The organism is Curtobacterium sp. MCSS17_015, assembly GCF_003234265.2.
Classification (GTDB): Bacteria; Actinomycetota; Actinomycetes; order Actinomycetales; family Microbacteriaceae; genus Curtobacterium.
In genome coordinates this window covers 1743503-1768483 of record NZ_CP126256.1, presented here as the reverse complement: position 1 = coordinate 1768483, position 24981 = coordinate 1743503, and the positions used below count along the sequence as shown (strand labels likewise).

Sequence of the window (24981 nt, the reverse complement as noted above, 5' to 3'; positions counted from 1 at the left end):
CCAGAGAGACGAGGAAGGAGGTCGGCGTGGGTACCAGAACGGTCCTGCAGCAATCCGACATCACGCGTGCCGTGACACGCATCGCACACGAGATCCTCGAGGCCAACCACGGCGGCTCGGACCTCGTGCTGCTCGGCATCCCGACTCGCGGAGCCGTCCTCGCCGAACGGCTCGGGCGCATCCTTGCGGACATCGAGCCCGGCTGGGAGTCGGCCGCCGGTGGCATCGGCAGTGAACGGGTCGGCGCCCTCGACGTCACGATGTACCGCGACGACCTGCGCCGTGGCATGGGACGTGCACCGCACCCGACGGTCATCCCGGCGGGCGGCGTCGACGGCAAGGTCGTGGTCCTCGTCGACGACGTCCTGTACTCGGGCCGCACGGTCCGCGCCGCGCTCGACGCCCTGCAGGGCATCGGGCGACCGCGCGCCGTCCGCCTGGCGGTCCTCGTCGACCGCGGTCACCGCGAGCTGCCGATCCGTGCCGACCACGTCGGCAAGAACCTGCCGACGGCGGGGGACGAACGGGTCTCGCTGCACCTGACCGAGACGGACGGCGTCGACGACGTCGTCATCGAACAGGGCGGTGCGGCATGAGGCACCTGCTCTCCACCGCCGACCTGTCGCGCGACGACGCCATCGGGATCCTCGACGTCGCCGAGGAGATGGCCGAGGTGAACACGCGCGAGGTCCGGAAGCTGCCGGCGCTGCGTGGTCGGACGGTCGTCAACCTCTTCTTCGAGGACTCGACCCGCACGCGCATCTCGTTCGAAGCCGCCGCCAAGCGGTTGTCGGCCGACGTCATCAACTTCGCCGCGAAGGGCTCGAGCGTCTCGAAGGGCGAGTCCCTCAAGGACACCGTGCAGACCCTCGACGCGATGGGCATCGACGGCATCGTCATCCGGCACGGGGCGTCCGGCGCCCCTCGCGTCCTGGCCGAGGCCGATTGGATCGACGTGCCCGTCGTCAACGCCGGCGACGGTACACACGAGCACCCGACGCAGGCGCTCCTCGACGCGTTCACGATGCGCCGCCGGCTGCACGGCACGGCGAGCCGCGGGCAGGGCCTCGACGGCGTCCGCGTGCTCATCGTCGGCGACGTCCTGCACAGCCGGGTCGCCCGGAGCAACGCCTGGCTGCTCGGGGCCCTCGGCGCACACGTGACCTTCGCCGCCCCGCCGACGCTGCTGCCCGCGGTCGACCGCCCGTTCGGCGCCGCCGTGCACCACGACCTCGACGCCGCCCTCGCCGAGGACCCGGACGTCGTGATGACGCTGCGCATCCAGCAGGAGCGGATGAACGACGCCTTCTTCCCGAACCCGCGCGAGTACACCCGACACTTCGGGCTCACGGCCGCGCGCTTCGCCCGGTTGCCCGAGCGCACGCTCGTGATGCACCCGGGGCCGATGAACCGCGGCCTCGAGATCGCCGGTGTCGCCGCCGACGACCCGCGGTCGACCGTGGTCGAACAGGTCGCGAACGGCGTCTCGGTCCGGATGGCCGTGCTCTACCTCGCCCTCACCGGCGACCACCAGAAGGAGACCGTGGCATGACCGCACACCTCATCCGCGGCGCGCAGCTCGTCGACGGCTCGCGTGCCGACATCCGCCTCGAGGGTCCGCTGGTCACCGCCGTCGGTCCCGGTCTCGACGCCGCAGGTGCGACCGTGGTCGACGCGGACGGGCTGCTCGCCCTGCCCGGGCTCGTGGACCTGCACACGCACCTCCGGGAGCCCGGTCACGAGGAGTCCGAGACCGTCCTGTCCGGCTCACGGGCCGCGGCCGCCGGCGGCTTCACGGCCGTGAACGCGATGGCCAACTCGTCGCCGGTCGCCGACACCGCGGGCGTCGTCGAGCAGGTGCAGGCGCTCGGGGACGACGCCGGGTACGTCACGGTCCGTCCGATCGGCGCCGTTTCGCAGGGGCTGCAGGGCACGCACCTGTCCGAGATCGGTGCGATGGCGACCTCCCGCGCGAAGGTCCGGGTGTTCTCGGACGACGGCTCGTGCGTCGCCGACCCGCTGCTCATGCGCCGGGCGCTCGAGTACATCAAGGGCTTCGGCGGGGTGCTCGCGCAGCACGCCCAGGAGCCCCGCCTGACCATCGGTGCGCAGATGAACGAGGGCCGGCTGTCGTCGGAGCTCGGCCTGACGGGGTGGCCAGCGGTCGCCGAGGAGTCGATCATCGCGCGGGACGTCCTGCTCGCCGAGCACGTCGGTGCGCGCCTGCACGTCTGCCACGTCTCGACCGCCGGCAGCGTCGAGGTGATCCGGTGGGCGAAGACCCGTGGCATCGACGTCACCGCCGAGGTCACACCGCACCACCTCCTGCTCACCGAGGACCTCATCGCCGGACACGACGGCGCTCCGGGCTACGACGCCCGGTACAAGGTGAACCCGCCGCTCCGCCGGCGCGAGGACGTCGAGGCGCTCCGCGCCGCCCTCGCGGACGGCACGATCGACATCGTCGCGACCGACCACGCCCCGCACCCGGCCGAGGCGAAGCACTGCGAGTGGTCGGCGGCCGCGAACGGCATGGTCGGACTCGAGTCCGCGCTGCGCGTCGTGCACGCCGCCGTGGTCGAGGACGGCCGACTCGACTGGGCCGACGTCGCCCGGGTGCTCTCGAGCGCCCCGGCCCGGATCGGTCAGGTCGAGGGCCACGGCCACGCGATCGCAGAGGGAGCCCCGGCCGAGATCACGCTCTACGACCCCGCCGCAGGCCGCGAGTTCTCGGTGGCCGACCTGCACGGGCAGTCGCAGAACTCGCCGTACCTCGGTGTGCCGCTGCCGGGCCGGGTCGTGGCGACCTTCCACCACGGCATGCCGACGGTGCTCGACGGGCAGCTCCTCGACAGCGAGACCGTCGCCGCACGAGCGGCAGCGGCACGGGTGGCGACGGCATGAGCGGTGACGCGGCACGCTGGCTGCTGGGCGGGGTCGTCCTGCTCGCGGTGGCCGCGCTGTTCGTCGCGATGGCCCGCACGTGGCGGACGCGCAGCCGACGGCAGGCGGAGGCCGTGCCTCCCGTCCCGGTGCCGGCCGACCGCGGCGCCGCGACCGGTTCGTGGGACGGGTTCACCGTCGCGACGACGCGCGCCGACCAACCGCTCGAACGGATCACGGCCGGCGGGCTCGGGTTCCGCGGACGGGGCGGTGTGACCGTGCACGCGACCGGCGTCGTGCTGCACCACGCCGGTACGGACGACCGTTGGATCGCCCGCAGTGCCGTCCGCGGCGCCGACCGGGCCACGTGGGCGATCGACCGCGTGGTCGAGCCCGGCGGACTGGTCCGACTGCGATGGACGGCGACCGGCGCCGCAGCAGCGACGGACCTCGACACCTACTTCCGGTTCCCGGAGGGCGACGCGGAAGCGCTCACCGCCCTGCAGGCACTGGTGACGACGAACGACTCCCCGCAGACCGCGGGCGAAGGGACGAACTGATGACACGCGAACGGGCCGTACTGGTCCTCGAAGACGGCACCCGGTACGACGGCTGGGCCTACGGCGCCCGTGGGCGCACGCTCGGCGAGGTGGTCTTCGCGACCGGCATGACCGGGTACCAGGAGACGCTCACCGACCCCTCCTACGCCGGGCAGATCGTGGTGCAGACCGCACCGCACATCGGCAACACCGGGGTGAACGACGAGGACCCCGAGTCCCGCCGCATCTGGGTGGCCGGGTACGTCGTCCGCGACCCCAGCCGCGTCGTGTCGAACCACCGGGCGAACGCCTCGCTCGACGAGCACCTCGTGCGCGACGGCATCGTCGGGATCTCCGGCATCGACACCCGTGCCCTCACCCGGCGCATCCGGGACGCCGGTGCGATGAAGGGCGGCGTGTTCAGCGGTGCCGACGCCGCCCTCGACGCCGACGAGCAGCTCCGGATCGTCACCGAGCAGTCCGGCATGACGGGCAAGAACCTGTCCGCCGAGGTCTCCACCGCCCAGGAGTACGTCGTCGCGCCGGTCGGTGAGCGCATCGGCACACTGGCCGTCCTCGACCTCGGCGTGAAGGCGTCCACCACCCGGTACCTCTCCGAACGGGGGTTCGAGGTGCACGTGCTGCCCCAGGACGTCACGGTCGAACGGCTCCGCGAGCTCGACCCGGACGCCCTCTTCTACTCGAACGGCCCCGGTGACCCGGCCGCGTCCGACGCGCAGGTGTCCCTGCTGCAGGAGAGCCTCCGCGACGGTCGGCCCTTCTTCGGGATCTGCTTCGGCAATCAGCTCCTCGGCCGCGCGCTCGGTTTCGGCACGTACAAGCTGCCGTTCGGCCACCGCGGCATCAACCAGCCGGTGCTCGACACGACGACGGGCAAGGTCGAGATCACCAGCCAGAACCACGGCTTCGCGGTCGACGCCCCGGTCGGCGAGACCCTCGAGTCGCCGATCGGCTTCGGTCGGGTCGAGGTGTCGCACTACTCGCTCAACGACAACGTGGTGGAGGGCCTCCGCGCGCTCGACATCCCGGCGTTCAGCGTGCAGTACCACCCCGAGGCGGCCGCCGGACCGCACGACAGCATGTACCTCTTCGACCGCTTCCGGGACATGGTGGTCGCCCGTCGGCAGGGGGCGCCGCTCGACGCCGCCACCGCCGACGCCACCACGCCCGCCGCAGACCCGACGAACGGCTCCGACACCACGAAGGAGGGCAACTGATGCCCAAGCGCTCCGACATCAGCTCCGTCCTGGTCATCGGCTCCGGCCCGATCGTCATCGGGCAGGCCGCCGAGTTCGACTACTCCGGCACCCAGGCGTGCCGTGTCCTGCGCGCCGAGGGCGTCCGGGTCATCCTGGTGAACCCGAACCCGGCGACGATCATGACCGACCCGGACTTCGCCGACGCCACCTACATCGAGCCGATCACGAACGCGTCGCTCGAGGAGATCATCCGCATCGAGCAGCCGGACGCGGTCCTCCCGACGCTCGGCGGGCAGACCGCCCTGAACGCGGCGATCGCCCTCGACGAGGCCGGGATCCTCGCCGAGCACGGCGTCGAGCTCATCGGCGCCAAGGTCGACGCGATCCAGCGCGGTGAGGACCGCCAGCTCTTCAAGGAGCTCGTCCTCGAGTCCGGTGCGGACGTGGCCCGCAGCCACATCGCCCACACGCTGGAGGAGGCGAAGGAGTTCGCGAAGGACCTCGGCTACCCGCTGGTCGTCCGCCCGTCCTTCACCATGGGTGGCCTCGGGTCGGGCTTCGCGTACACCGAGGAGGAGCTCGTGCGCTTCGTCGGTGACGGTCTGCAGTCCAGCCCGACGACCGAGGTCCTGCTCGAGGAGTCGATCCTCGGCTGGAAGGAGTACGAGCTCGAACTGATGCGCGACAACGCGGACAACACCGTCGTCATCTGCTCGATCGAGAACGTCGACCCGGTCGGCGTGCACACCGGCGACTCGATCACGGTCGCCCCGGCGCTCACCCTGACCGACCGCGAGTACCAGAACATGCGGAACATCGGCATCGACATCATCCGTCGCGTCGGCGTCGACACCGGCGGCTGCAACATCCAGTTCGCCGTCGACCCGTCGAACGGTCGCGTGATCGTCATCGAGATGAACCCGCGCGTCTCCCGCTCCTCGGCCCTCGCGTCGAAGGCCACGGGCTTCCCGATCGCGAAGATCGCCGCGAAGCTCGCCATCGGGTACCGGCTCGACGAGATCCAGAACGACATCACGCAGGTCACGCCGGCGAGCTTCGAGCCGACGCTCGACTACGTCGTGGTGAAGACCCCGCGCTTCGCATTCGAGAAGTTCCCGGCCGCCGACGCCACGCTCACCACGACCATGAAGAGCGTCGGCGAGGCGATGGCCATCGGCCGGAACTACGCCACCGCGCTGCAGAAGTCGCTCCGCTCGCTCGAGAAGCGCGGGTCGAGCTTCCACTGGGACGTGTCGGCCGACGAGCTCGACAAGGCCGCCCTGCTCGAGAAGTCGAGCATCCCCACCGACGGCCGCATCGTCACGGTCCAGCAGGCGCTCGTCGCCGGCGCGACCACCGCCGAGGTCTTCGCGGCGACCGGGATCGATCCCTGGTTCATCGACCAGATCGTCCTCATCAACGAGGTCGCGGACGAGGTCCGTGCCGCCGACGCGCTCGACGCCGACACCGTCCGCTGGGCCAAGGAGCACGGCTTCAGCGACGCCCAGATCGCGGCGCTGCGCGGCATCACCGAGCAGGAGGCCCGCGACGCCCGGCACGCGCTCGGCATCCGCCCGGTCTTCAAGACCGTCGACACCTGCGCCGGCGAGTTCCCGGCGCTCACGCCCTACCACTACTCGTCCTACGACACCGAGACGGAGGTCGCCCCGAGCGACCGCAAGAAGGTCGTCATCCTCGGCTCCGGCCCGAACCGCATCGGCCAGGGGGTCGAGTTCGACTACTCCTGCGTGCACGCGTCCTTCGCGCTGAGCGACGCCGGGTTCGAGACGATCATGGTGAACTGCAACCCGGAGACGGTCTCGACCGACTACGACACCTCGGACCGGCTGTACTTCGAGCCGCTCACCACCGAGGACGTCCTCGAGGTCATCGAGGCCGAGCAGGCCTCCGGCGAGGTGGTGGGCGTCGTCGTGCAGCTCGGTGGCCAGACGGCGCTCGGGCTCGCGAAGCCGCTCGAGGCCGCCGGCATCCCGATCCTCGGCACCAGCCCGGACGCGATCGACCTCGCCGAGGAGCGCGGGGCGTTCTCGCGCATCCTCGAGGACGCGGGCCTGCTCGCGCCGAAGAACGGGACCGCGCACGACCTGGCCAGCGCCACCGAGGTCGCCGAGGGCATCGGCTACCCGGTGCTCGTCCGCCCGTCGTTCGTGCTCGGCGGTCGCGGCATGGAGATCGTCTACGACTCCGCCGCCCTCGCCGACTACTTCGACCGGATGGCCGACCAGGCGATCATCGGCCCGGAGCTGCCGCTGCTCGTGGACCGGTTCCTGGACGACGCGGTCGAGATCGACATCGACGCCCTCTACGACGGCGAGCGACTCTACGTCGGCGGCATCATGGAGCACATCGAGGAGGCCGGCATCCACTCCGGCGACTCGTCCTGCACCCTGCCCCCGGTCGGCCTCGGCCGCGCCGAGATCCAGGCCGTCGTCGACGCGACCGAGGAGATCGCGCGGGGAGTCGGCGTCCGTGGACTCCTCAACGTGCAGTTCGCCATCGCCGCGGGTGTGCTCTACGTCCTCGAGGCGAACCCGCGCGCCAGCCGGACGGTCCCGTTCGTCTCGAAGGCGCTCGGCATCGCCCTCGCGAAGGCCGCGTCGCGGATCATGACCGGCACGTCGATCGCCGCGCTGGTCGCCGAGGGGATGCTCCCGGAGCGCGACGGCGCGTTCGTGCCGGCGCAGGCCCCGGTCGCCGTCAAGGAGGCCGTGCTCCCGTTCCGCCGCTTCCGCACCACCGAGGGGCAGGTCGTCGACTCCGTGCTCAGCCCGGAGATGCGCTCCACCGGTGAGGTCATGGGCATCGACCGGGACTTCCCGCGGGCCTTCCTCAAGAGCCAGGAGGCCGCGTACGGCGGTCTGCCCACCGGCGGCACGGTCTTCGTGAGCGTCGCCGACACCGACAAGCGCGCCATCGTCCTGCCGGTGCACCGCCTGCAGCAGCTCGGCTTCCGGATCATCGCGACCGAGGGCACCGCCGAGGTGCTCCGCCGCAACGGCATCCTGGTGGGCACCGTCGGCAAGTACAGCCAGGGGCAGGAGAGCGTCGTCGACCTGCTCGCCCGCAACGAGGTCGACATCGTCATCAACACGCCGAGCGGCGCGTCCGGTCGCGCGGACGGGTACGAGATCCGCGCAGCCACCGTGGCGGCCGACAAGCCGCTGTTCACGACGATCTCGCAGCTCGGCGCGGCGGTCGCGGCGATCGAGACGATCGGGACGCCGCACAGCGTCCGGAGCCTGCAGGACTACGCGCTCGAGCGAGCCGGCTGGTGACGTCGGGACGTGACGGAGGCCCGGCTCCCTTCGGCGTGCGGCTCGCCGCCGCCATCGAGTCGCGGTCGGCGCTCTGCGTCGGTGTCGACCCCCACGCCGCCACCCTGGCGGCGTGGGGGCTCGGCCGTGACGAGGCGGGCCTGACCGCGTTCGGCGCGACGCTCGTCGACGCGGCCGCAGGACGGGCGGCGGTGGTGAAACCGCAGATCGCGTTCTTCGAGGCCGCCGGGGTGGCGGGCTTCCGTGCGCTCGGCGCGACGATCCGTCGGGCGCGCGATGCGGGCCTCCTGGTCGTGGCCGACGTCAAGCGCGGCGACATCGGGTCGACCGGGGACGACTACGCCCTCGCCTGGCTGGACCGCGACGGCCCGTTCGCTGCGGATGCGATGACGGTGTCGCCGTACCTCGGCTACGGCTCGCTCGGCGGCACGATCGGTGTCGCCCGCGCGAACGGTGCGGGCGTGTTCGTGCTCGCCGCGACGAGCAACCCGGAGGCGCGCGTGCTGCAGACGGCCGTGCTGGCGGAGGGCCCCCGTGCGGGGCGGACCGTGGCGGCCGGTATCGTCGTGGACGTGGCAGACGAGAACCGGACGACGGCCGACCAGGCCCTGGGTGACGTCGGGCTGGTGCTCGGCGCGACCCTCGACCTCGACGACTTCGGCATCACCGCTGACGAGATCGGCTCCGCGCCGGTCCTCGCACCGGGCTTCGGTGCCCAGGGTGCCCGGATCGAGGACCTCCGCGCGCTGTACGGCAGCCGTGCCGAGCAGGTCCTGGTGAACGAGTCCCGCGGGCTCCTCGGCGACGGGCCGGACGGGGTCGCCGCGCTCGTGGCGGACCGTGCCGACCGGATCGCGGTGGCACTGGGGACGGCCGCGTGAGCGAGCAGCGGGCCGGAGCGCCCGACGCCGGGGACCGCGCGGAGCTGCCGGCACACCGCAACCCGCCCGAGGTGGACCGCGTCGCCGCCGCCAAGGCCGCCGTCGCCGCCCGACGCGCGCGTGCCGCCGTGAAGGCCGCCGTCGCCTCGGGGGACCGGTCGCCACTCGAGGTGGCACGGTCGGCCTGGTCCGAGGACGCGTCCGTGGTCGAGGCGACCTCGGCCGAACGGTCGCTCCGCGTCCGCGACCTGCTGACGAGCCTGCCCGGCGTCGGACCGGCCCGCGCGGACGCCGTGATGGGAGCGCTGCGGATCGCGCCGTCGAAGCGTCTCGGCGGCCTCGGCAGCCGGCAGCGCACGGAGCTCGCGGACTGGCTCGCCGCCCGCGGCCGGAAGCGCGCGGCGTCGAAGCTCGTCGTGCTCGCCGGTCCGACGGCGGTGGGCAAGGGCACCGTGAGCGCGCACATCCGCGAGCAGTACCCCGAGGTGAACCTCAGCGTGTCGGCGACGACGCGCAAGCCCCGACCCGGTGAGGTCGACGGCGTGCACTACTACTTCGTCGACGACGACGAGTTCGACCGGATGATCCGCGACCGGGAGCTGCTGGAGTGGGCGACGGTGCACAACTCGTACCGCTACGGCACCCCGCGCCCGCCGATCGACCGGGCGCTCGACGCGGGTGAGAAGGTCATGCTCGAGATCGACCTGCAGGGCGCCCGCCAGGTGCGGGACGCGATGCCCGAGGCGGTCCTGGTGTTCCTGCTCCCGCCGACGTGGGACGAGCTCGTGCGTCGGCTCATCGGCCGCGGGACCGAGTCCGCCGAGGAACAGGCGCGTCGTCTCGAGACGGCGAAGGTGGAGCTCGCCGCGCAGGACGAGTTCGACGTGCGCATCGTGAACTCGGATGTCAGCACGGCGGCACGTGAGGTCGTAGACTTGTTCTCTGCGCCCTGACGGGTGCACCGACGACGAGGAGCAACCCCATGGCCAACCCCCAGGGCATCATCGACCCGCCCATCGACGACCTGCTCAGCAAGGTCGAGTCGAAGTACGCGCTCGTGATCTTCGCCTCGAAGCGCGCACGCCAGATCAACGACTACTACGCCGACCTGCACGAGGGCTCGCTCTTCGACAACGTCGGCCCGCTCGTCGACTCGACGATCGACGACAAGCCGCTCTCGGTCGCGCTCCACGAGATCAACGAGGACAAGCTGACCGTCACCAAGCAGCAGCAGCCCTCCGCCTGATCCGGTGACGAGCGCACTCCGTCTGTTCACGTCGGAATCGGTGACCGAGGGCCACCCCGACAAGATCTGCGACCAGATCTCCGATGCGATCCTGGACGCCCTGCTCACGGTCGACCCGCACGCACGCGTGGCCGTCGAGACGATGGTGACGACCGGACTCGTGCACGTCGCTGGAGAGGTCACCACCTCCGGCTACGTCGAGATCCCGCAGCTGGTCCGCGACGTCATCACCGGGATCGGGTACGACTCGTCCGACGTGAGCTTCGACGGCCGCACCTGCGGCGTCGAGATCTCGATCGGCGCGCAGTCGCCGGACATCGCCCAGGGCGTCGACGAGTCGCTCGACTCGCGCTCGGGTGCCGGCGTGGACCCGCTCGACCGCCAGGGTGCCGGTGACCAGGGCATCATGTTCGGCTTCGCGACGAACGAGACGCCCGAGTACATGCCGGTCGCCATCTGGCTCGCCCACCGCCTGGCCGAGAAGCTCGCCGCGGTGCGCAAGTCCGGTGAGCTCACGTACCTGCGCCCGGACGGCAAGACGCAGGTCACCGTCGGGTACGACGGTGTCACGCCGAAGACCGTCGAGACCGTGGTCCTGTCGACGCAGCACGCGCCGAGCGTCACGCTCGCGCAGCTGACCGCCGACATCACCGAGCACGTGATCCGTCCGGTCCTCGACCTCGTCGACCTGGACTCGTCGCACGTCGACGTCATCGTGAACCCGACCGGTCGGTTCGAGATCGGCGGGCCGCAGGGCGACGCCGGCCTCACCGGGCGCAAGGTCATCGTCGACACCTACGGCGGGGCCTCCCGGCACGGCGGCGGCGCGTTCAGCGGCAAGGACCCCTCGAAGGTCGACCGCTCGGCGGCGTACGCGCTGCGTTGGGTCGCGAAGAACGCGGTCGCGGCGGGGCTCGCCGACCGGCTGGAGGTCCAGGTCGCCTACGCGATCGGCCGCGCCGCCCCCGTGGGGCTGTACGTCGAGTCCTTCGGCACCGGCCACGTCGACGACGCGACGATCGAGGCCGCGATCCGCCAGGTGTTCGACCTGCGCCCGGCCGCGATCATCCGCGACCTCGACCTGCTGACCCCGAAGTACGCGCAGACCGCGACCTACGGTCACTTCGGTCGGGAGCTGCCGGGCTTCACCTGGGAGCAGCTGGACCGCGTCGAGGAGCTCCGCACCGCGGCAGGACTCGTCCCCGCCTCCGCCTGAGGCCCTCGTGGCCACCGTCGCGCGTGTCGTCCTCGACTCGCCGCTCCCGCAGCTCGACCGCCTGTTCGACTACCGGGTGCCGGCCGAGTTCGAGGACGACTGCGTGCCGGGCGTGCGCGTGAAGGTGCCCCTCCGATCCGGTGCCCGGATGACCGACGCCTACGTCGTCGAGGTCGTGCCGGACGACGCCCTGTCACCCGAGAACGACTTCCCGGGTGAGCTGAGCGCAATCGAGGAACTCGTCAGTCCGGTTCCCGTGCTCGCGCCCGAGGTCTGGCGGCTCGCCCGGGCGGTGGCCGACCGTGCCGCCGGGGTCGCGAGCGACGTGCTGCGGCTCGCCGTGCCGACCCGACAGGTGCGCCCCGAGAAGGCATGGCTGGCCCGGGACCCGGAGCACGTGCCCCCGCCGGTACCCGCCACGGCCGTCACGGGCTACGTCGACGGTGCGCTCGAGGCCGTCATCGACACGGGTGGCCGTGCGGCGGTCAGCGCGATCCCGCACCCGGTGTTCCTCCTCCCGACGGCCGAGGCACCGGCACCGGGCGCCGAGGACGACGCCCCTGCCGACATCGACGACGACGGCGACGGCGACGGCGACGGCAGCGCTGTCAGCTCCGCCGGTACGTCCGGGGCCGGCGACGAGACCGAGGTCCACGACGGCACCGCGGGCGTCGCCGCGCCCCGGTCGGACGCTGCCCGCGGTCCCGAGCCCACCGCCGGGGAGCGCTCCCCGGGTGTCTGGGTGCCGGGATGGGCCGCGACCCTGGCCCAGGCCGCGGCACACACCCTGGCAGGCGAGCGTTCCGCCGTCATCGCCGTGCCGGACTTCCGCGACGTCGCCGACCTCGAACGTGCCCTGCACGTGCTCGTGCCGGCCGAGCGGGTCGTCCGGTTCGACGCGAAGCAGACGAACGGGCAGCGGGCGCGAGCGCTGCTCACCGCCCGCACGCACCCGGTGGTCGCGATCGGCAGCCGGGCCGCCGTGTACGCCCCGGCGTCCGGACTCGGGCTCATCGCGCTGTGGGACGACGGCGACCCGTCCTTCGCCGAGCAGCGCGCGCCGTACGTGCACACCCGCGATGTCGCCCTGGTGCGGACCGCGCAGTCGGGTGCCGCGCTGCTCATGCTCTCGCACGCGCGGAGCACCGACGTGCAGCGGCTGGTCGAACTCGGGTGGTTGCAGGAGGTCGCGCCGCACCGGGCCCGCGTGCCGAAGGTGGTCCCGACCGCACACCAGACCAACGCCGACGGCTACGCCGCGCAGGCCCGGATCCCGAGCAGCGCATGGCGTGCGGCACGCGAGGCCAGCCGGGCGGGCCCGGTCCTGGTGCAGGTGTCGAACCCGGGCTTCGGCACGGGGCTGGTGTGCGCCGAGTGTGGGGAGCGGGCGCACTGTCGCGTCTGCGGTGGTCCGCTCGGCAGTCCGCACGCGGGTGCCACCCCGCAGTGCCGGTTCTGCGGGGCCCTGGCCGCCGGGTACCGCTGCCCGACATGCGGCAACGGGAAGCTCAAGCCCGTCGGGCAGGGCGCCCAGCGGACCGCCGACGAACTGGGCCGCGCGTTCCCGAACACCCGGATCGTGGTGGCGGACGGGTCCCGCCCGATCGACGAGGTGCCGGCGCGCCCCGCGGTCGTCGTCGCGACCCGCGGTGCCGAGCCGGACGTCGCCGGCGGCTACGCGTGCGTGCTGCTCCTCGACGGCGAGCGCATGCTCGCCCGCGAAGGGCTGCGCGTGCAGGAGGACGTCCTCCGGGTCTGGGCGAACGCCGCGGCGAAGGGCGCCGCGGGGGCTCCGGTCTACCTGGTCGGCATCGGTGGGAAGCTCGCGAACGCGATGGCGCTCTGGCGGCTCGACCTGCCCGCGCACGACGAACTGGCCGACCGCCGGGAGCTGTTCTTCCCGCCGGCGGTCCGGGTCGCCACCCTCACCGGCACGGACGAGGCCGTGACCGGCGCGGTCGAGGCCCTCGGCGACGCCCCGGTCGGCCCGGTCCTCGGTCCGGTGCCGGTGGAGGACCCGACGCCGGGCACCGTCCGCGCCATCGTGCGGTTCCCCTACGGCCACGGTGCCGAGGTCGCTGCGACGCTCAAGGCCGAGGTGATCCGGCGCTCGTCGACCCGTCGGGTGGTGGCGGGTGGCAACAAGCGCCGGGCAGCGCCGGCGCTCCGCGTCCGCATGGACGACGCCGAACCGTTCTCCGAGGTCTGACGCGCGCAGACGAGCGCGATGGTGCCGGCGGACACACGGGAGGCCCGTGGCGTTCCCGCCACGGGCCTCCCGTCCAGCCGCCGACCACGAGGTCGGCGATCCGGTCGCTACGCGCGCACCGGAGCGCGACGACCGCGCGACAGCACGACGCCGAGCGCGACCATGCCGATCGCGAGCACGAGGTGCAGCCAGTTGTCGGCCGAGTTGAGCGGCACGAAGTTCGCGGCGCTGTCGCTGCCCGCGGTGAAGAGGCCGTAGATCCAGAGGACGAAGTAGATGACGCCGCCGACCACGAGGTAGAGGCGGGAGCCGCTCGCGCGACGGGCCGCGAGGATCCCGACGACGCCGAACAGGAGGTGGACGATGTTGTGCAGCACCGACACCTGGAAGATGCCGAGCAGCATCCCCATGGAGTCGTTGCCGGCGCCGCCCAGGTCACCGGTGGTGAGACCGGGGATGAAGCCGGCGATGCCGACGACCAGGAAGACGATGCCGACGACGAGGGCGCCCTTCTGCACGGGCGTCTCGGCGAAGCTGGTGGGTGCGGGGGTGGACAGTCGGTCTGACATGGTTCGTTCCTTTCAGGGAATTGCCTGTGAAGGTACCCGTCCGGGGCACTGGGCGTTCGCGGTCTCCGCGCCGAACGGACGACGGCACGACACCGACGACATGAGGACGGCGGCTCGGAGGGCGACCGCCGGTGCTGCCGTCCTCCGTGACGACCGGGTCGTCAGCGCGGCTGCGCCGGGTTCGTCGGGTCGCCGTGCGACGGCGGGTTGATCGTCGGCCCGGCGGTCGCCGGGCTGACGGCGGGGGAGCCGGAGCCGCCCTGCTGGACCTCCGGCAGGTGGTCGGGGACGCTGCCGGCCGGTTCCGCCCCGGCTTCGAGCGCGGCGATCCTCGCGGTCAGGACCTCCACGACGGGCAACCGGTCGCCGTGCGCGTGCTCGTGCTCGAGCAGGGTCTGCAGCTGGCTCCGGTCGAGCGGCCGCACGTGTTCGGCGAGGTTGCCGAGCGGCAGGTGGTCGAAGTCCGGCAGGGGGAGTGCGTCGGTGGTCATGGTGCTCCTTCCGTCGAGGTGACCGTGACCGTAGGCACGGTGGCCTCAGCGTCCGTCCAGGAGCCGCGCCGTGGGAGACTGGAGCCCATGCGTCTCGTCGTCGCCGGCAGCCCCGCTGCTGCGGTCCCCACCCTCCGCCGTCTCGCGGCGTCCGACCACGAGATCGCGGCGGTCCTGACCCGTCCGCCGACGCCGCAGGGCCGGAAGCGCGTGCTGACACCCACCCCGGTCGCGCAGGTCGCCGCCGAGCTCGGGCTCCCGGTGATCGAGGCCGCTCGTGTCGACGACGCGGTCACGGCTCGCATCGCGGACCTCGGCGTCGACCTCGGCGTGATCGTCGCCTACGGCGCACTGCTCCGTCGTCCGGCCCTCGACGCGCCCCGACTCGGTTGGGTGAACCTGCACTTCTCCGACCTGCCCGCCCTCCGCGGTGCCGCTCCGGTGCAGCGCGCGGTGATGGCCGGTGCGACGACCACGGCTGCCACGGTGTTCCAGCTCGTCGAGGCCCTGGACGCCGGTCCCGTGTTCGCCTCCGAGCCCTTCGCCATCGACCCGGCGGCGACCTCCGGCGACGTGCTCGCCGCGATGGCCGAGAGCGGTGCCGGACTCGTCGCACGGGTCGTCGACGCCATCGCCGCCGGCACCGCGGTCGCCACCGAACAGGTCGGCGAGCCGACCACCGCGCCGAAGTTGACGCTCGAGGACGGCCGCGTCGACTTCGTCGCACCGGCCGCGGCCGTGCACGCGCGCCTCCGGGGCGTGACCCCGGAACCGGGAGCGTTCACACACCTCGGCGACACGCGGGTCAAGCTGCTGCGGGCCGAGCGGTCCCGACCGGGAGGCCCGGGGGACGACGCCCCGGCCCTCGCGCCCGGTGCGCTCCGGCTCGACGGCGGCACGCTCCTGGTGGGGACGGCGGACGAGCCGCTGGTCCTCCGCGAGGTGCAGCCGGCCGGCAAGAAGGCGATGGACGCCGCGGCCTGGGCCCGAGGGCTCGGACCGCTCGACGGGAAGGTGCTCGCATGAGCGCGGAACAGCCACGGTCTCGGGGCCAGCAGGGCGATGGCGGCGGTCACACCGGCGGTCGGCGTGACGTCGGCCGCCGCGACTCCGGGCCGCGCAGCGGCGGACCGGGCGGCGGCGGACGGCGCGCCGGTGGCCGCCCGCAGGCACCGCGCCAGGTGAGTGCCCGACGCGTCGCGTTCGACGTGCTCCGCGCCGTGCAGGTCGACGACGCGTACGCCAACCTCCTCCTGCCCACGCGCATCCGCCGCGCGGGGCTCAGCGCCCGCGACGCCGGCTTCGCGACCGAGCTGACCTACGGCACCATCCGGATGATCGGGCGGTACGACGCGGTCGTCGCGGTCGCCTCCGGACGGCGCGCGGACCTCATCGAGGCCGACGTGCTCGACGTGATGCGCCTCGGCGTCCACCAGCTGCTCGCGATGCGGACGCCCACCCACGCGGCGGTGTCCGCCACGGTCGAACTCGCGCGCGAGGTCGGCGTCGCCCGTGCCACCGGTTTCGTCAACGCCGTGATGCGGAAGGTCGCGGCGAAGACCCCGGAGGAGTGGGACGGCCTGGTCACGGCCGGGCTCGGCGGAGACGCCCTCCTGGCGACGCGCTGGTCGCACCCGGTGTGGGTCGTGTCCGCGCTCCGGGACGCCCTCGCCGCGGAGCGCTCCCGCGACGAACTCGTGGCGCTCCTCGCGGCCGACGACGAGGCACCCCGCGTGCAGCTCGCCGCGCTGCCCGGGCTCGCCACCGAGGACGACGTGGCGGCGGCGACCGCGCGGACGACGTCCGACGACCCGTCGGGTGCGGACGGGCCTCCCGGCGCGGAGGACGCGACCGCGGACGGCACCGACCCCGCGGACGGCACCGACCCGGCGGACGGCACCGACCCTGCGGACGGTGCCGAGCCCACCGTCGGCTCCACCTCCGTCGCCGGCGACGACCTGCCCGTCTCACCGGTCGGCATCCGTGGGGTCACCGGTGACCCGGCGCGCGTCCCCGGCGTCGTCGCCGGCCGGCTCCGCGTGCAGGACGAGGGCTCGCAGCTCGCTGCCCTCGCGCTCTCCCGCTCATCGGACGTCCGACCGGGCGAGCGGTGGCTCGACCTCTGCGCCGGTCCGGGCGGCAAGGCGGCGCTCCTCGCGGCCGAGGCCGCGCAGGCCGGTGCGACCCTCGTCGCGAACGAGCTCGTCCCGGCCCGGGTGGGGCTCGTCCGGGAGGCCCTCCGCGACTTCCGCGACACCGTCACGGTGGTCGAGGGCGACGGCCGCCGGTACGGCCAGGACGGCTCCGGCGTCACGTTCGACCGCATCCTCCTCGACGCCCCGTGCACGGGACTCGGCGCCCTCCGTCGTCGTGCCGAGGCGCGTTGGCGGAAGCAGCCCGAGGACGTCGCCGAGCTCGCCGCCCTGCAGGAGGAACTGCTCGAGGCCGCGGTCCGCGTCCTCGCCCCGGGCGGCACCCTGGCGTACGTGACGTGTTCCCCGCACCTGGCGGAGACGCGCGGCCAGGTCGACGCCCTGATGCGTCGACACGGCCACGAACTCGAGCAGCTCGACACGGCGTCCGTGGTCCGGTCGGTGGCCGCACGGGACCCGCAGGTCGCCGACGGTCGGACGGTGCAGCTGTGGCCGCACCGCATCGGCACCGACGCGATGTTCATCGCACTCGTCCGCCGAACGGCGTGAACCGCGGCCGGTAGGCTCGACGGGTGACGATCCGCATCTCGCCGAGCATCCTGTCCGCCGACTTCGCGAACCTCGAGCGCGAACTGCAGCGCATCGGGACCGCCGACATGGTGCACGTCGACGTCATGGACAACCACTTCGTCCCGAACCTGACCCTCGGCCTGCCGATCGTGCAGCGCCTGCAGCAGGTCTCGCCGGTGTCGCTCGACGTCCACCTGATGATCACCGACGCCGACACCGAGGCCCCGAAGTACGCCGAGACCGGGGCGTCCAGCGTGACGTTCCACTTCGAGGCCGCGACCGACCCGGTGGCCACCGCGGCCGCGATCCGGTCGAACGGGGCCCGCGCGGCCGTCGCCGTGAAGCCCGGCACGCCGATCACGCAGGTCCTGCACCACCTCGACGCCTACGACATGATCCTGCTCATGACCGTCGAGCCCGGGTTCGGCGGCCAGGCGTTCATGTCCGAGGTGATGCCGAAGCTCGCCGACGCCCGGGCCGCGGTCGACGCCTCCGGGCTCGACGTCTGGCTCGAGGTGGACGGCGGCATCGCGGTCGACACCGTGCCCGAGGCCGTCCGGAGCGGTGCCGACACCCTGGTGGCCGGGTCCGCGGTCTACGGCGGGGAACCGGCAGCACGGATCGCCGATCTCCGTTCGGCGGCGCAGCGTGCCCTCGCGGACCGGTAACCTGAGAGCGTGAAGACGTTCGACGACCTGTTCGCGGAACTGACCGAGAAGGCGCGGACGCGCCCGGACGGCTCCGGCACCGTCGCCGAACTGGATGCCGGCGTGCACCAGATCGGCAAGAAGATCGTGGAAGAGGCCGCCGAGGTCTGGATGGCGGCCGAGTACGAGGGCGACGAGCGCACCTCGGAGGAGATCTCGCAGCTCGTGTACCACCTGCAGGTGCTCATGATCACGAAGGGCCTCACCCCGGCGGACATCTGGCGACATCTGTAGGGAGCGCTGGTCCAGCGCGTCGCAGATCCGTCACCGACCCTCCTCCAGGAAGCAGACCTGATGCTCCGCATCGCCGTGCCCAACAAGGGCTCCCTGTCCGAGACCGCCTCCGAGATGCTGCGGGAGGCCGGGTACGCCGGTCGCCGTGACCCGAAGGCGCTGCACCTGCTCGACGAGCGCAACGGGGTGGAGTTCTTCTTCCTCCGGCCGCGCGACATCGCCACCTACGTCGGCTCCGGCGCGCTCGACGTCGGGATCACCGGCCGGGACCTGCTGCTCGACTCCGGGTCGGCCGCGCACGAGGTCGACGCGCTCGGGTTCGCCGACTCGACGTTCCGCTTCGCCGGCACCCCCGGCCGCTACGCCAGCCTGCAGGACCTCGAGGGCGTCCGGGTCGCGACCAGCTACCCCGGCCTGGTCGGGGAGTTCCTCGCGCAACACGGCGTCTCCGCCACGCTCGTGAAGCTCGACGGCGCGGTCGAGAGCGCGGTCCGGCTCGGTGTCGCGGACGCCGTCGCGGACGTGGTGTCGACCGGTAGCACCCTCCGCGCCGCGGGACTCGAGATCTTCGGCCCGGTCATCCTCGAGTCGACCGCGCTCCTCATCACCACCGACGAGACGATCGCCGGGATCGACGTGCTCCGTCGTCGCCTGCAGGGCGTCCTCGTCGCCCGCGGGTACGTCATGCTCGACTACGACATCCCGTCCGCGCTGCTCGATCAGGCGACGGCGATCGCCTCGGGCATCGAGTCGCCGACCGTCTCACCGCTGCACGACCGCGACTGGTCCGCCGTCCGCGTGATGATCCCGCGCGAGGACGCGAACCTCATCATGGACGCGCTCTACGACCTCGGCGCGCGGGCCATCCTCGTCAGCCCGATCCACGCCGCACGCCTGTGACCGACGCGCCCGTCGCGACCGCCCTCGGCGGCGTGTCCGTCCGTGTCATCCCGTGCCTCGACGTCTCCGGCGGCCGCGTCGTCAAGGGCGTCAACTTCCTCGACCTGCAGGACGCCGGCGACCCGGTCGAACTCGCCGCCCGGTACTACGAGCAGGGCGCCGACGAGTTGACCTTCCTCGACGTCGGCGCCACGGTCGAGAACCGGGCGACGATGTGGGACACCGTGACCCGCACCGCCGAGCAGGTCTTCATCCCGCTCACCGTCGGGGGCGGGGTCCGGAGCGTCGACGACGTCTCGCGCCTGCAGCAGTGCGGTGCCGACAAGATCGGCGTCAACAGCGCCGCCATAGCCCGCCCGGAACTCGTCACCGAGATCGCCGACCGGTTCGGTTCGCAGGCGGTCGTGCTGTCGCTCGACGTGAAGCGGTCGCCCAGGACGGCGTCCGGCTTCGTCGTCACCACGCACGGTGGACGCACCGAGACCGACATCGACGCGATCGCCTGGGCGCGGGACGCGGTCGAGCGCGGCGCGGGGGAGCTGCTCGTCAACTCCATCGACGCGGACGGCACGAAGAACGGGTTCGACCTCGAGCTCGTCACCGCGGTCCGCGCGGTGTCCTCGGTACCCGTGATCGCCTCGGGAGGCGCGGGCCGTGTCGAGCACTTCGCCCCGGCCATCGACGCGGGAGCCGACGCCGTCCTCGCGGCGAGCGTGTTCCACCGCGGCGAGATGACCGTCGGCGACGTCAAGGACGCGCTGCGCGCCACCGGTCACGTCGTCCGCTGAGCCGACGCGACCGAGCGGGGCGGGCCTCCCGGCCGCACGGGCGACGGACGGGCGGTGCGCCGGATGCGCACCGCGCCGGGCCGTAGGCTGGTGGTCTCATGACCGACAGCACCAGCACCAGCACCGAAGCGGTCCTCGACCGCGCGCGCTTCGGTGCGGACGGACTGCTCCCCGCCATCGTGCAGGAGGAATCGTCGAAGGACGTCCTCATGCTCGGCTACATGGACCGGGAGGCCCTCCGCCGCACCCTGACCGAGGGCCGGGTGACCTTCTGGTCGCGGTCCCGGCGCGAGTACTGGCGCAAGGGCGACACGTCGGGACACGCGCAGTACGTGCGGGGCGCCGCCCTCGACTGCGACGACGACACGCTGCTCGTCACGGTGCACCAGGTGGGGGCCGCCTGCCACACCGGCGCGCACCGGTGCTTCGACGTGGACCCGCTCGACCCGGTGACCGCCTCGGCGCCGGAGGACCTGGCCGACCCGGCCTCGGGAGCGGACCGATGAGCGACGCGCCCCGCACCACCGTCCGCGCCGACTTCGACGACCGGATCGGCGCCGGTCACCGGGTGCTCCCCGTCGTCCGCGCGCTCTTCGCGGACAGCGAGACGCCCGTCGGTGTCTACCGCAAGCTCGCGGACGGACGAGCCGGGTCGTTCCTGCTCGAGTCCGCCGGGCAGGGCGGGCTGTGGTCGCGCTGGTCCTTCGTCGGTGTCCGCAGCTTCGGTGTCCTGACGCAGGAGGGTGACCGGGCGGCGTGGATCGACACCGGGCTGTCGGTCGAGCGTGCCGTCGGGTCGCTCGAGGGCGCTCCGCTCGACGTCCTCGCCCGCCTGCACGAACGGTGGGCCACACCCCGCGTGCCGGGCACCCCGCCGCTCGTCGGCGGCACCGTCGGGTTCATCGGCTGGGAGGCAGTCCGGCAGCTCGAGCACCTCCCCGCCGCGCCGCCGGCCGACTTCGAGGTGCCGGGGCAGGCGCTGTCCTTCGTCTCCGAGCTCGCCGCGCTCGACCACCGCACCGGGCTGGTGCTCCTCGTCGCGAGCGTGCTCAACGACGGCACCGACGACGCCGACACGCTCTGGACGGACGCCCAGGCCCGGCTCGACCGGATGCAGGCCGACCTCGTGCAGCCGAGCATCGCCACGGTCGCCGAGGCGTTCGACATCGCCGAGCCGACGGCCCGCTCCCGCTCGACGCCGGAGGAGTACGCCGCGGCGATCGAGCGCTCGAAGCGGTACATCCGCGACGGCGACGTCTTCCAGGTCGTCATCTCGCAGCGGTTCGACCACGACGTGACGGCGGACCCGCTCGACGTGTACCGGGTCCTGCGGACGCTCAACCCGAGCCCGTACATGTACTTCCTGTCCCTCGAGGGCACGGACGGCGGCGCCTTCTGGATCGTCGGCGCCTCGCCCGAGGCCCTGGTCAAGGTGCAGGACGGCCGGGCGATGACGCACCCGATCGCCGGATCCCGTCCTCGTGGCGCCACCACGGAGGAGGACGTGCGACTCGGCGAGGAACTCCTGCAGGACCCGAAGGAGCGGGCCGAGCACCTCATGCTCGTCGACCTGGCACGCAACGACCTCCAGAAGGTGTGCGAGCCGGGCACCGTCGCGGTGACCGAGTTCATGACGGTCGAGCGGTTCAGCCACATCATGCACCTGGTGTCGAGCGTCGAGGGCGCCGTCCGCCCGGGAGCATCGGCGATCGACGTGTTCCGCGCGACCTTCCCGGCCGGCACGCTGTCGGGCGCGCCGAAGCCGCGGGCGCTGCAGATCATCGACGAGTTGGAACCCGCGAAGCGCGGGGCCTACGCCGGCGTGGTCGGGTACTTCGACTTCGCCGGGGACGCCGACGTCGCGATCGCGATCCGTACCGCGCTGATCAAGGACGGTGTCGCCCGGGTCCAGGCCGGCGCCGGACTCGTCGCGGACTCCGACCCGACGAGCGAGCACCTCGAGTCCGTCAACAAGGCGGCGGCACCGCTCCGAGCCGTCGCGACCGCGAACCGGATGACCGGGGTCGCACGGTGAAGCGCTCCCGCCCGCTCGTCGTCGTCATCGGGCTCGCCGTCGCGGGCCTCGTGATGCTCGCGTGGACGCAGACCTGGTTCACCGTGCACCTCGACCACAGCGCGGCGGTCGTGAAGACCGTCGACGCCGACGGGGCGACCGTCGTGCCGCAGTACACCGCGGTCGCGATCGCCAGCCTCGCGCTCTTCCTCGCCCTGACCATCGCCGGCCGGGTCGTCCGTGTCGTGCTCGCGGTCGTGCAGGTCCTGCTCGGCGTGGCGGTCGTGGTGACCGGCGCCGCCGCGCTCTCCGACCCGGTCGCCGCCGCGCGGAGCGCCGTCGGCTCGGTCGCCGGCGTGAGTGACATCGGCGCGGTCCGCCAGGTCGTCACGAGCGTCGACGTCAGCGTCTGGCCCGTGGTCGGGATCATCGGCGGCGTGCTCGCGGCGCTGCTCGGTGTGGCGGTCCTGTTCCTGCAGCGGTCGTGGCCCGGGCCGAGCCGCAGGTACGGCGACGCCGCCACGCCCGGCAGCGCGTCCGCCACCGACGTGACCGCGACGCACCCGGACGGCGGCCCGACACTCGTCGGCACCGGAGCGCGGACGCCCGTCGTCCGCGACGCCGTCGTCGACTGGGACGACCTCAGTGCCGGTGTCGACCCGACCGCCGTGGACGTCGTCGACGGGCGGGTCCGGACCACGGACGCGGTAGGATCGTCGGAGCGCCGTCCGACCGGCGACGCCATCGACCACGAGGAGCACCGTGAGCAACACTGAGCCCGCAGAACTCGGCGAAGGCCACTCGCCGGCGGCCTGGACGGCCGTCGTCATCATGCTGATCGGCTTCGCCGCCGGGACGCTCTTCTTCTGGTTCGACATGGCTTGGGGTGTGTGGGCGTCCGCCGCCGTCGTGGTGATCGGCCTCGTCGTGGGTGCCGTCATGGGCAAGGCCGGCTACGGCGTCAACGGCCCGAAGTTCGTCCCCAAGCACCACGGCGAGTGAGCGCGTGACCGCTGCGTCCGTCCCGAACCTGCTCGAGAGCCTGGTGGCCGGCGCGCTCGAGGACGCCGCGGCCCGCCGTCTGGACCGGCCGTACGCAGACGTCGAACGCGGCCTCGACCGGGTCGCGTCGCCGCTCGACGCACTGGAGTTCCTCGCACCGGGGGACCGCGTCAAGGTCCTCGCCGAGGTCAAGCGTGCGAGCCCGTCCCGTGGGTCGATGGCGCCCATCGAGGACCCGGCCTCCCTGGCGGCCGACTACGAGCGCGGCGGCGCCTCGGCGATCAGCGTCCTGACCGAGGGCCGGAAGTTCCTCGGCTCGCTCGCCGACCTCGAAGCGGTCAAGGCCCGGGTCTCCGTGCCCGTGCTGCGCAAGGACTTCATCGCCGACCCGTACCAGGTGGTCGAAGCGCGCGCGGCGGGTGCGGACGTCGTCCTGCTCATCGTCGCGGCGCTCGACCAGCCGACGCTCGTCGAGCTCCACGGTCTCGCCGAGGAGCTCGGCATGCGCGTGCTGGTCGAGGCGCACTCGGCGGACGAGGTCTCGCGCGGGCTCGACGCCGGCGCCAGGATCCTCGGTGTGAACGCCCGCGACCTCACCGACTTCTCGCTCGACCGTGACCTCTTCGGCTCCCTCGCCGAGCGCATCCCCGACGGGGTCGTGCGCGTCGCCGAGTCCGCCGTCAAGACCCCTGCCGACGTCGCCCACTACCGGTCCGCCGGGGCAGACGTCGTCCTCGTCGGGGAAGCGCTCGTCACCGGCGCCGACCCCGCCGCCACGCTCGCGTCGTTCATCGACGGCTGACAACCCGTCCGGCCCTGGGCCGGGCACCTCCCGGGAGCACCACCGTGACCTCACTCCGTGACCTGCAAGGCCCGTACTTCGGCGACTTCGGGGGCCGGTTCGTCCCCGAGTCGCTCGTCCTGGCACTCGACGAGCTCGAGTCCGCCTTCCGGGAGGCCTGGGCCGACCAGTCCTTCCGCGACGAGCTCGACAGGCTCCACCGTGAGTACACCGGGCGGCCGTCGATCATCACCGAGGTGCCGCGCTTCGCCAAGCACGCCGGCGGTGCCCGGGTCGTCCTCAAGCGCGAGGACCTGAACCACACCGGCTCGCACAAGATCAACAACGTGCTCGGGCAGGCGCTCGTCGCCCGTCGCCTCGGCAAGACCCGCCTCATCGCGGAGACCGGGGCGGGGCAGCACGGTGTCGCCACCGCGACGGCCGCGGCGCTGTTCGGCATGGACTGCGTGGTCTACATGGGCGCGGTCGACACGGAGCGTCAGGCGCTCAACGTCGCCCGGATGCGGTTGCTCGGCGCGCAGGTCATCCCCGTCGAGACGGGGTCCCGCACGCTCAAGGACGCCATCAACGAGGCCCTGCGCGACTGGGTCGCGAACGTCGACTCGACGCACTATCTGCTCGGGACCGTGGCCGGTCCGCACCCGTTCCCGGAGATGGTCCGGCAGTTCCACAAGGTGATCGGGGAAGAAGCCCGCCAGCAGGTGCTCGACCGCGTGGGGCGCCTGCCGGACGCCGTCGCCGCATGCGTCGGTGGCGGATCGAACGCGATGGGCATCTTCGAGGCGTTCCTCGACGACGAGTCCGTCCGTCTGCACGGATTCGAGGCCGGGGGCGACGGCGTCGAGACCGGACGGCACGCGGCGAGCATCACCCTCGGGCGGGAGGGCGTGCTGCAGGGTGCGAAGTCCTACCTCATGCAGGACGAGGACGGCCAGACCATCGAGAGCCACAGCATCTCCGCCGGCCTCGACTACCCGAGCGTCGGCCCGGAGCACGCCTACCTGGCCTCGATCGGCCGGGCGGAGTACGAGCCGATCACGGACACCGAGGCGATGGAGGCCTTCCGTCTCCTGAGCCGCACCGAGGGCATCATCCCGGCCATCGAGTCGTCGCATGCCCTGGCCGGCGCGATCAAGCTCGGCAAGGAGCTCGGGCCGGACGGCGTCGTGCTCGTGAACCTGTCCGGCCGCGGGGACAAGGACGTGGCCTCGGCCAGTCGGTACTTCGGCATCCTCGACGAGACGGCGGTGCAGTCGTGAGC

General features: G+C 72.7%; 25 protein-coding genes. 23 read left to right on the top strand and 2 right to left on the bottom strand.

Annotated elements, in window-relative coordinates:
• Positions 1-26: 26 nt before the first annotated feature.
• The 11 genes from pyrR to DEJ18_RS08260 are packed head-to-tail and all read left to right on the top strand — an operon-like array spanning position 27 to position 13490.
• Entirely contained in the window at positions 27-596 is a 570-nt protein-coding gene (gene pyrR / locus DEJ18_RS08310) for a bifunctional pyr operon transcriptional regulator/uracil phosphoribosyltransferase PyrR (RefSeq protein WP_111210737.1), read from the top strand.
• Positions 593-1552 (top strand): aspartate carbamoyltransferase catalytic subunit, encoded by a 960-nt coding sequence (locus DEJ18_RS08305; RefSeq protein WP_111210736.1) that lies wholly within the window; start codon positions 593-595, stop codon positions 1550-1552. The genes pyrR and DEJ18_RS08305 overlap by 4 nt, the downstream gene beginning before the upstream one ends.
• Positions 1549-2904 (top strand): dihydroorotase, encoded by a 1356-nt coding sequence (locus DEJ18_RS08300; protein ID WP_111210735.1) that lies wholly within the window; start codon positions 1549-1551, stop codon positions 2902-2904. The genes DEJ18_RS08305 and DEJ18_RS08300 overlap by 4 nt, the downstream gene beginning before the upstream one ends.
• Positions 2901-3443, top strand: coding sequence for a PH-like domain-containing protein (locus tag DEJ18_RS08295; protein WP_111210734.1), 543 nt, complete (start codon positions 2901-2903; stop codon positions 3441-3443). The genes DEJ18_RS08300 and DEJ18_RS08295 overlap by 4 nt, the downstream gene beginning before the upstream one ends.
• Positions 3443-4660 carry a glutamine-hydrolyzing carbamoyl-phosphate synthase small subunit gene (gene carA, locus DEJ18_RS08290; RefSeq protein ID WP_111210733.1) on the top strand — a complete coding sequence of 406 codons (1218 nt, stop codon included), beginning with the start codon at positions 3443-3445 and terminating at the stop codon, positions 4658-4660. Before DEJ18_RS08295 ends, carA begins: the two co-directional genes overlap by 1 nt.
• Positions 4660-7938, top strand: coding sequence for a carbamoyl-phosphate synthase large subunit (gene carB, locus DEJ18_RS08285; RefSeq protein WP_111210732.1), 3279 nt, complete (start codon positions 4660-4662; stop codon positions 7936-7938). The genes carA and carB overlap by 1 nt, the downstream gene beginning before the upstream one ends.
• On the top strand, positions 7935-8819 hold the full coding sequence (pyrF, locus tag DEJ18_RS08280; RefSeq protein WP_111210731.1) for an orotidine-5'-phosphate decarboxylase: 885 nt from the start codon (positions 7935-7937) through the stop codon (positions 8817-8819). The genes carB and pyrF overlap by 4 nt, the downstream gene beginning before the upstream one ends.
• A gap of 44 nt (positions 8820-8863) precedes the next feature.
• Positions 8864-9772: a guanylate kinase gene (gene gmk, locus DEJ18_RS08275; protein ID WP_111210846.1), complete on the top strand. Its 909-nt coding sequence runs from the start codon at positions 8864-8866 to the stop codon at positions 9770-9772.
• 29 nt (positions 9773-9801) lie between these two features.
• Positions 9802-10065 carry a DNA-directed RNA polymerase subunit omega gene (gene rpoZ, locus DEJ18_RS08270; protein WP_110902190.1) on the top strand — a complete coding sequence of 88 codons (264 nt, stop codon included), beginning with the start codon at positions 9802-9804 and terminating at the stop codon, positions 10063-10065.
• Positions 10066-10069: 4 nt separating this feature from the next.
• Positions 10070-11281: a methionine adenosyltransferase gene (metK, locus tag DEJ18_RS08265; RefSeq protein WP_111080721.1), complete on the top strand. Its 1212-nt coding sequence runs from the start codon at positions 10070-10072 to the stop codon at positions 11279-11281.
• A 7-nt stretch (positions 11282-11288) separates the two neighbouring features.
• Positions 11289-13490, top strand: coding sequence for a primosomal protein N' family DNA-binding protein (locus DEJ18_RS08260; RefSeq protein ID WP_111210730.1), 2202 nt, complete (start codon positions 11289-11291; stop codon positions 13488-13490).
• A gap of 107 nt (positions 13491-13597) precedes the next feature.
• Here DEJ18_RS08260 and DEJ18_RS08255 read toward each other — a convergent pair whose 3' ends face one another.
• A complete protein-coding gene (locus DEJ18_RS08255; protein ID WP_181431075.1) occupies positions 13598-14059 on the bottom strand; it encodes a DUF4383 domain-containing protein in 462 nt (153 codons plus the stop codon).
• Between the two features lie 161 nt (positions 14060-14220).
• Positions 14221-14550 (bottom strand): DUF8129 domain-containing protein, encoded by a 330-nt coding sequence (locus DEJ18_RS08250; protein ID WP_111210729.1) that lies wholly within the window; start codon positions 14548-14550, stop codon positions 14221-14223.
• A gap of 87 nt (positions 14551-14637) precedes the next feature.
• Between DEJ18_RS08250 and DEJ18_RS08245 the strand changes: the two genes are divergently transcribed.
• The 12 genes from DEJ18_RS08245 (at position 14638) to trpB (ending at position 24979) form a co-directional block, all read left to right on the top strand.
• The gene (locus DEJ18_RS08245; RefSeq protein WP_111210728.1) at positions 14638-15576 is read left to right on the top strand and encodes a methionyl-tRNA formyltransferase; all 939 of its coding nucleotides are present in this window, start codon (positions 14638-14640) and stop codon (positions 15574-15576) included.
• Complete coding sequence (locus DEJ18_RS08240) at positions 15573-17252, top strand: RsmB/NOP family class I SAM-dependent RNA methyltransferase (protein ID WP_111210727.1); 1680 nt, start codon at positions 15573-15575, stop codon at positions 17250-17252. Before DEJ18_RS08245 ends, DEJ18_RS08240 begins: the two co-directional genes overlap by 4 nt.
• A 23-nt stretch (positions 17253-17275) precedes the next feature.
• Positions 17276-17941: a ribulose-phosphate 3-epimerase gene (gene rpe, locus DEJ18_RS08235; protein WP_111210726.1), complete on the top strand. Its 666-nt coding sequence runs from the start codon at positions 17276-17278 to the stop codon at positions 17939-17941.
• A 9-nt stretch (positions 17942-17950) separates the two neighbouring features.
• The gene (locus tag DEJ18_RS08230) at positions 17951-18214 is read left to right on the top strand and encodes a phosphoribosyl-ATP diphosphatase (RefSeq protein WP_111210725.1); all 264 of its coding nucleotides are present in this window, start codon (positions 17951-17953) and stop codon (positions 18212-18214) included.
• Positions 18215-18274: 60 nt separating this feature from the next.
• Complete coding sequence (hisG, locus tag DEJ18_RS08225) at positions 18275-19114, top strand: ATP phosphoribosyltransferase (protein ID WP_111210724.1); 840 nt, start codon at positions 18275-18277, stop codon at positions 19112-19114.
• On the top strand, positions 19111-19902 hold the full coding sequence (gene hisF, locus DEJ18_RS08220) for an imidazole glycerol phosphate synthase subunit HisF (RefSeq protein ID WP_258376941.1): 792 nt from the start codon (positions 19111-19113) through the stop codon (positions 19900-19902). The genes hisG and hisF overlap by 4 nt, the downstream gene beginning before the upstream one ends.
• A 98-nt stretch (positions 19903-20000) precedes the next feature.
• Positions 20001-20408 carry a phosphoribosyl-AMP cyclohydrolase gene (gene hisI / locus DEJ18_RS08215; RefSeq protein ID WP_111210723.1) on the top strand — a complete coding sequence of 136 codons (408 nt, stop codon included), beginning with the start codon at positions 20001-20003 and terminating at the stop codon, positions 20406-20408.
• Positions 20405-21937: an anthranilate synthase component I gene (locus tag DEJ18_RS08210; RefSeq protein WP_111080730.1), complete on the top strand. Its 1533-nt coding sequence runs from the start codon at positions 20405-20407 to the stop codon at positions 21935-21937. Before hisI ends, DEJ18_RS08210 begins: the two co-directional genes overlap by 4 nt.
• Complete coding sequence (locus DEJ18_RS08205) at positions 21934-22692, top strand: Trp biosynthesis-associated membrane protein (RefSeq protein WP_111210722.1); 759 nt, start codon at positions 21934-21936, stop codon at positions 22690-22692. Before DEJ18_RS08210 ends, DEJ18_RS08205 begins: the two co-directional genes overlap by 4 nt.
• Entirely contained in the window at positions 22679-22918 is a 240-nt protein-coding gene (locus DEJ18_RS08200) for a DUF6704 family protein (protein WP_110825049.1), read from the top strand. Before DEJ18_RS08205 ends, DEJ18_RS08200 begins: the two co-directional genes overlap by 14 nt.
• Before the next feature lie 28 nt (positions 22919-22946).
• Entirely contained in the window at positions 22947-23720 is a 774-nt protein-coding gene (trpC, locus tag DEJ18_RS08195) for an indole-3-glycerol phosphate synthase TrpC (RefSeq protein WP_111210844.1), read from the top strand.
• A gap of 44 nt (positions 23721-23764) precedes the next feature.
• Positions 23765-24979, top strand: coding sequence for a tryptophan synthase subunit beta (trpB, locus tag DEJ18_RS08190; RefSeq protein ID WP_111210721.1), 1215 nt, complete (start codon positions 23765-23767; stop codon positions 24977-24979).
• Positions 24980-24981: the final 2 nt, after the last annotated feature.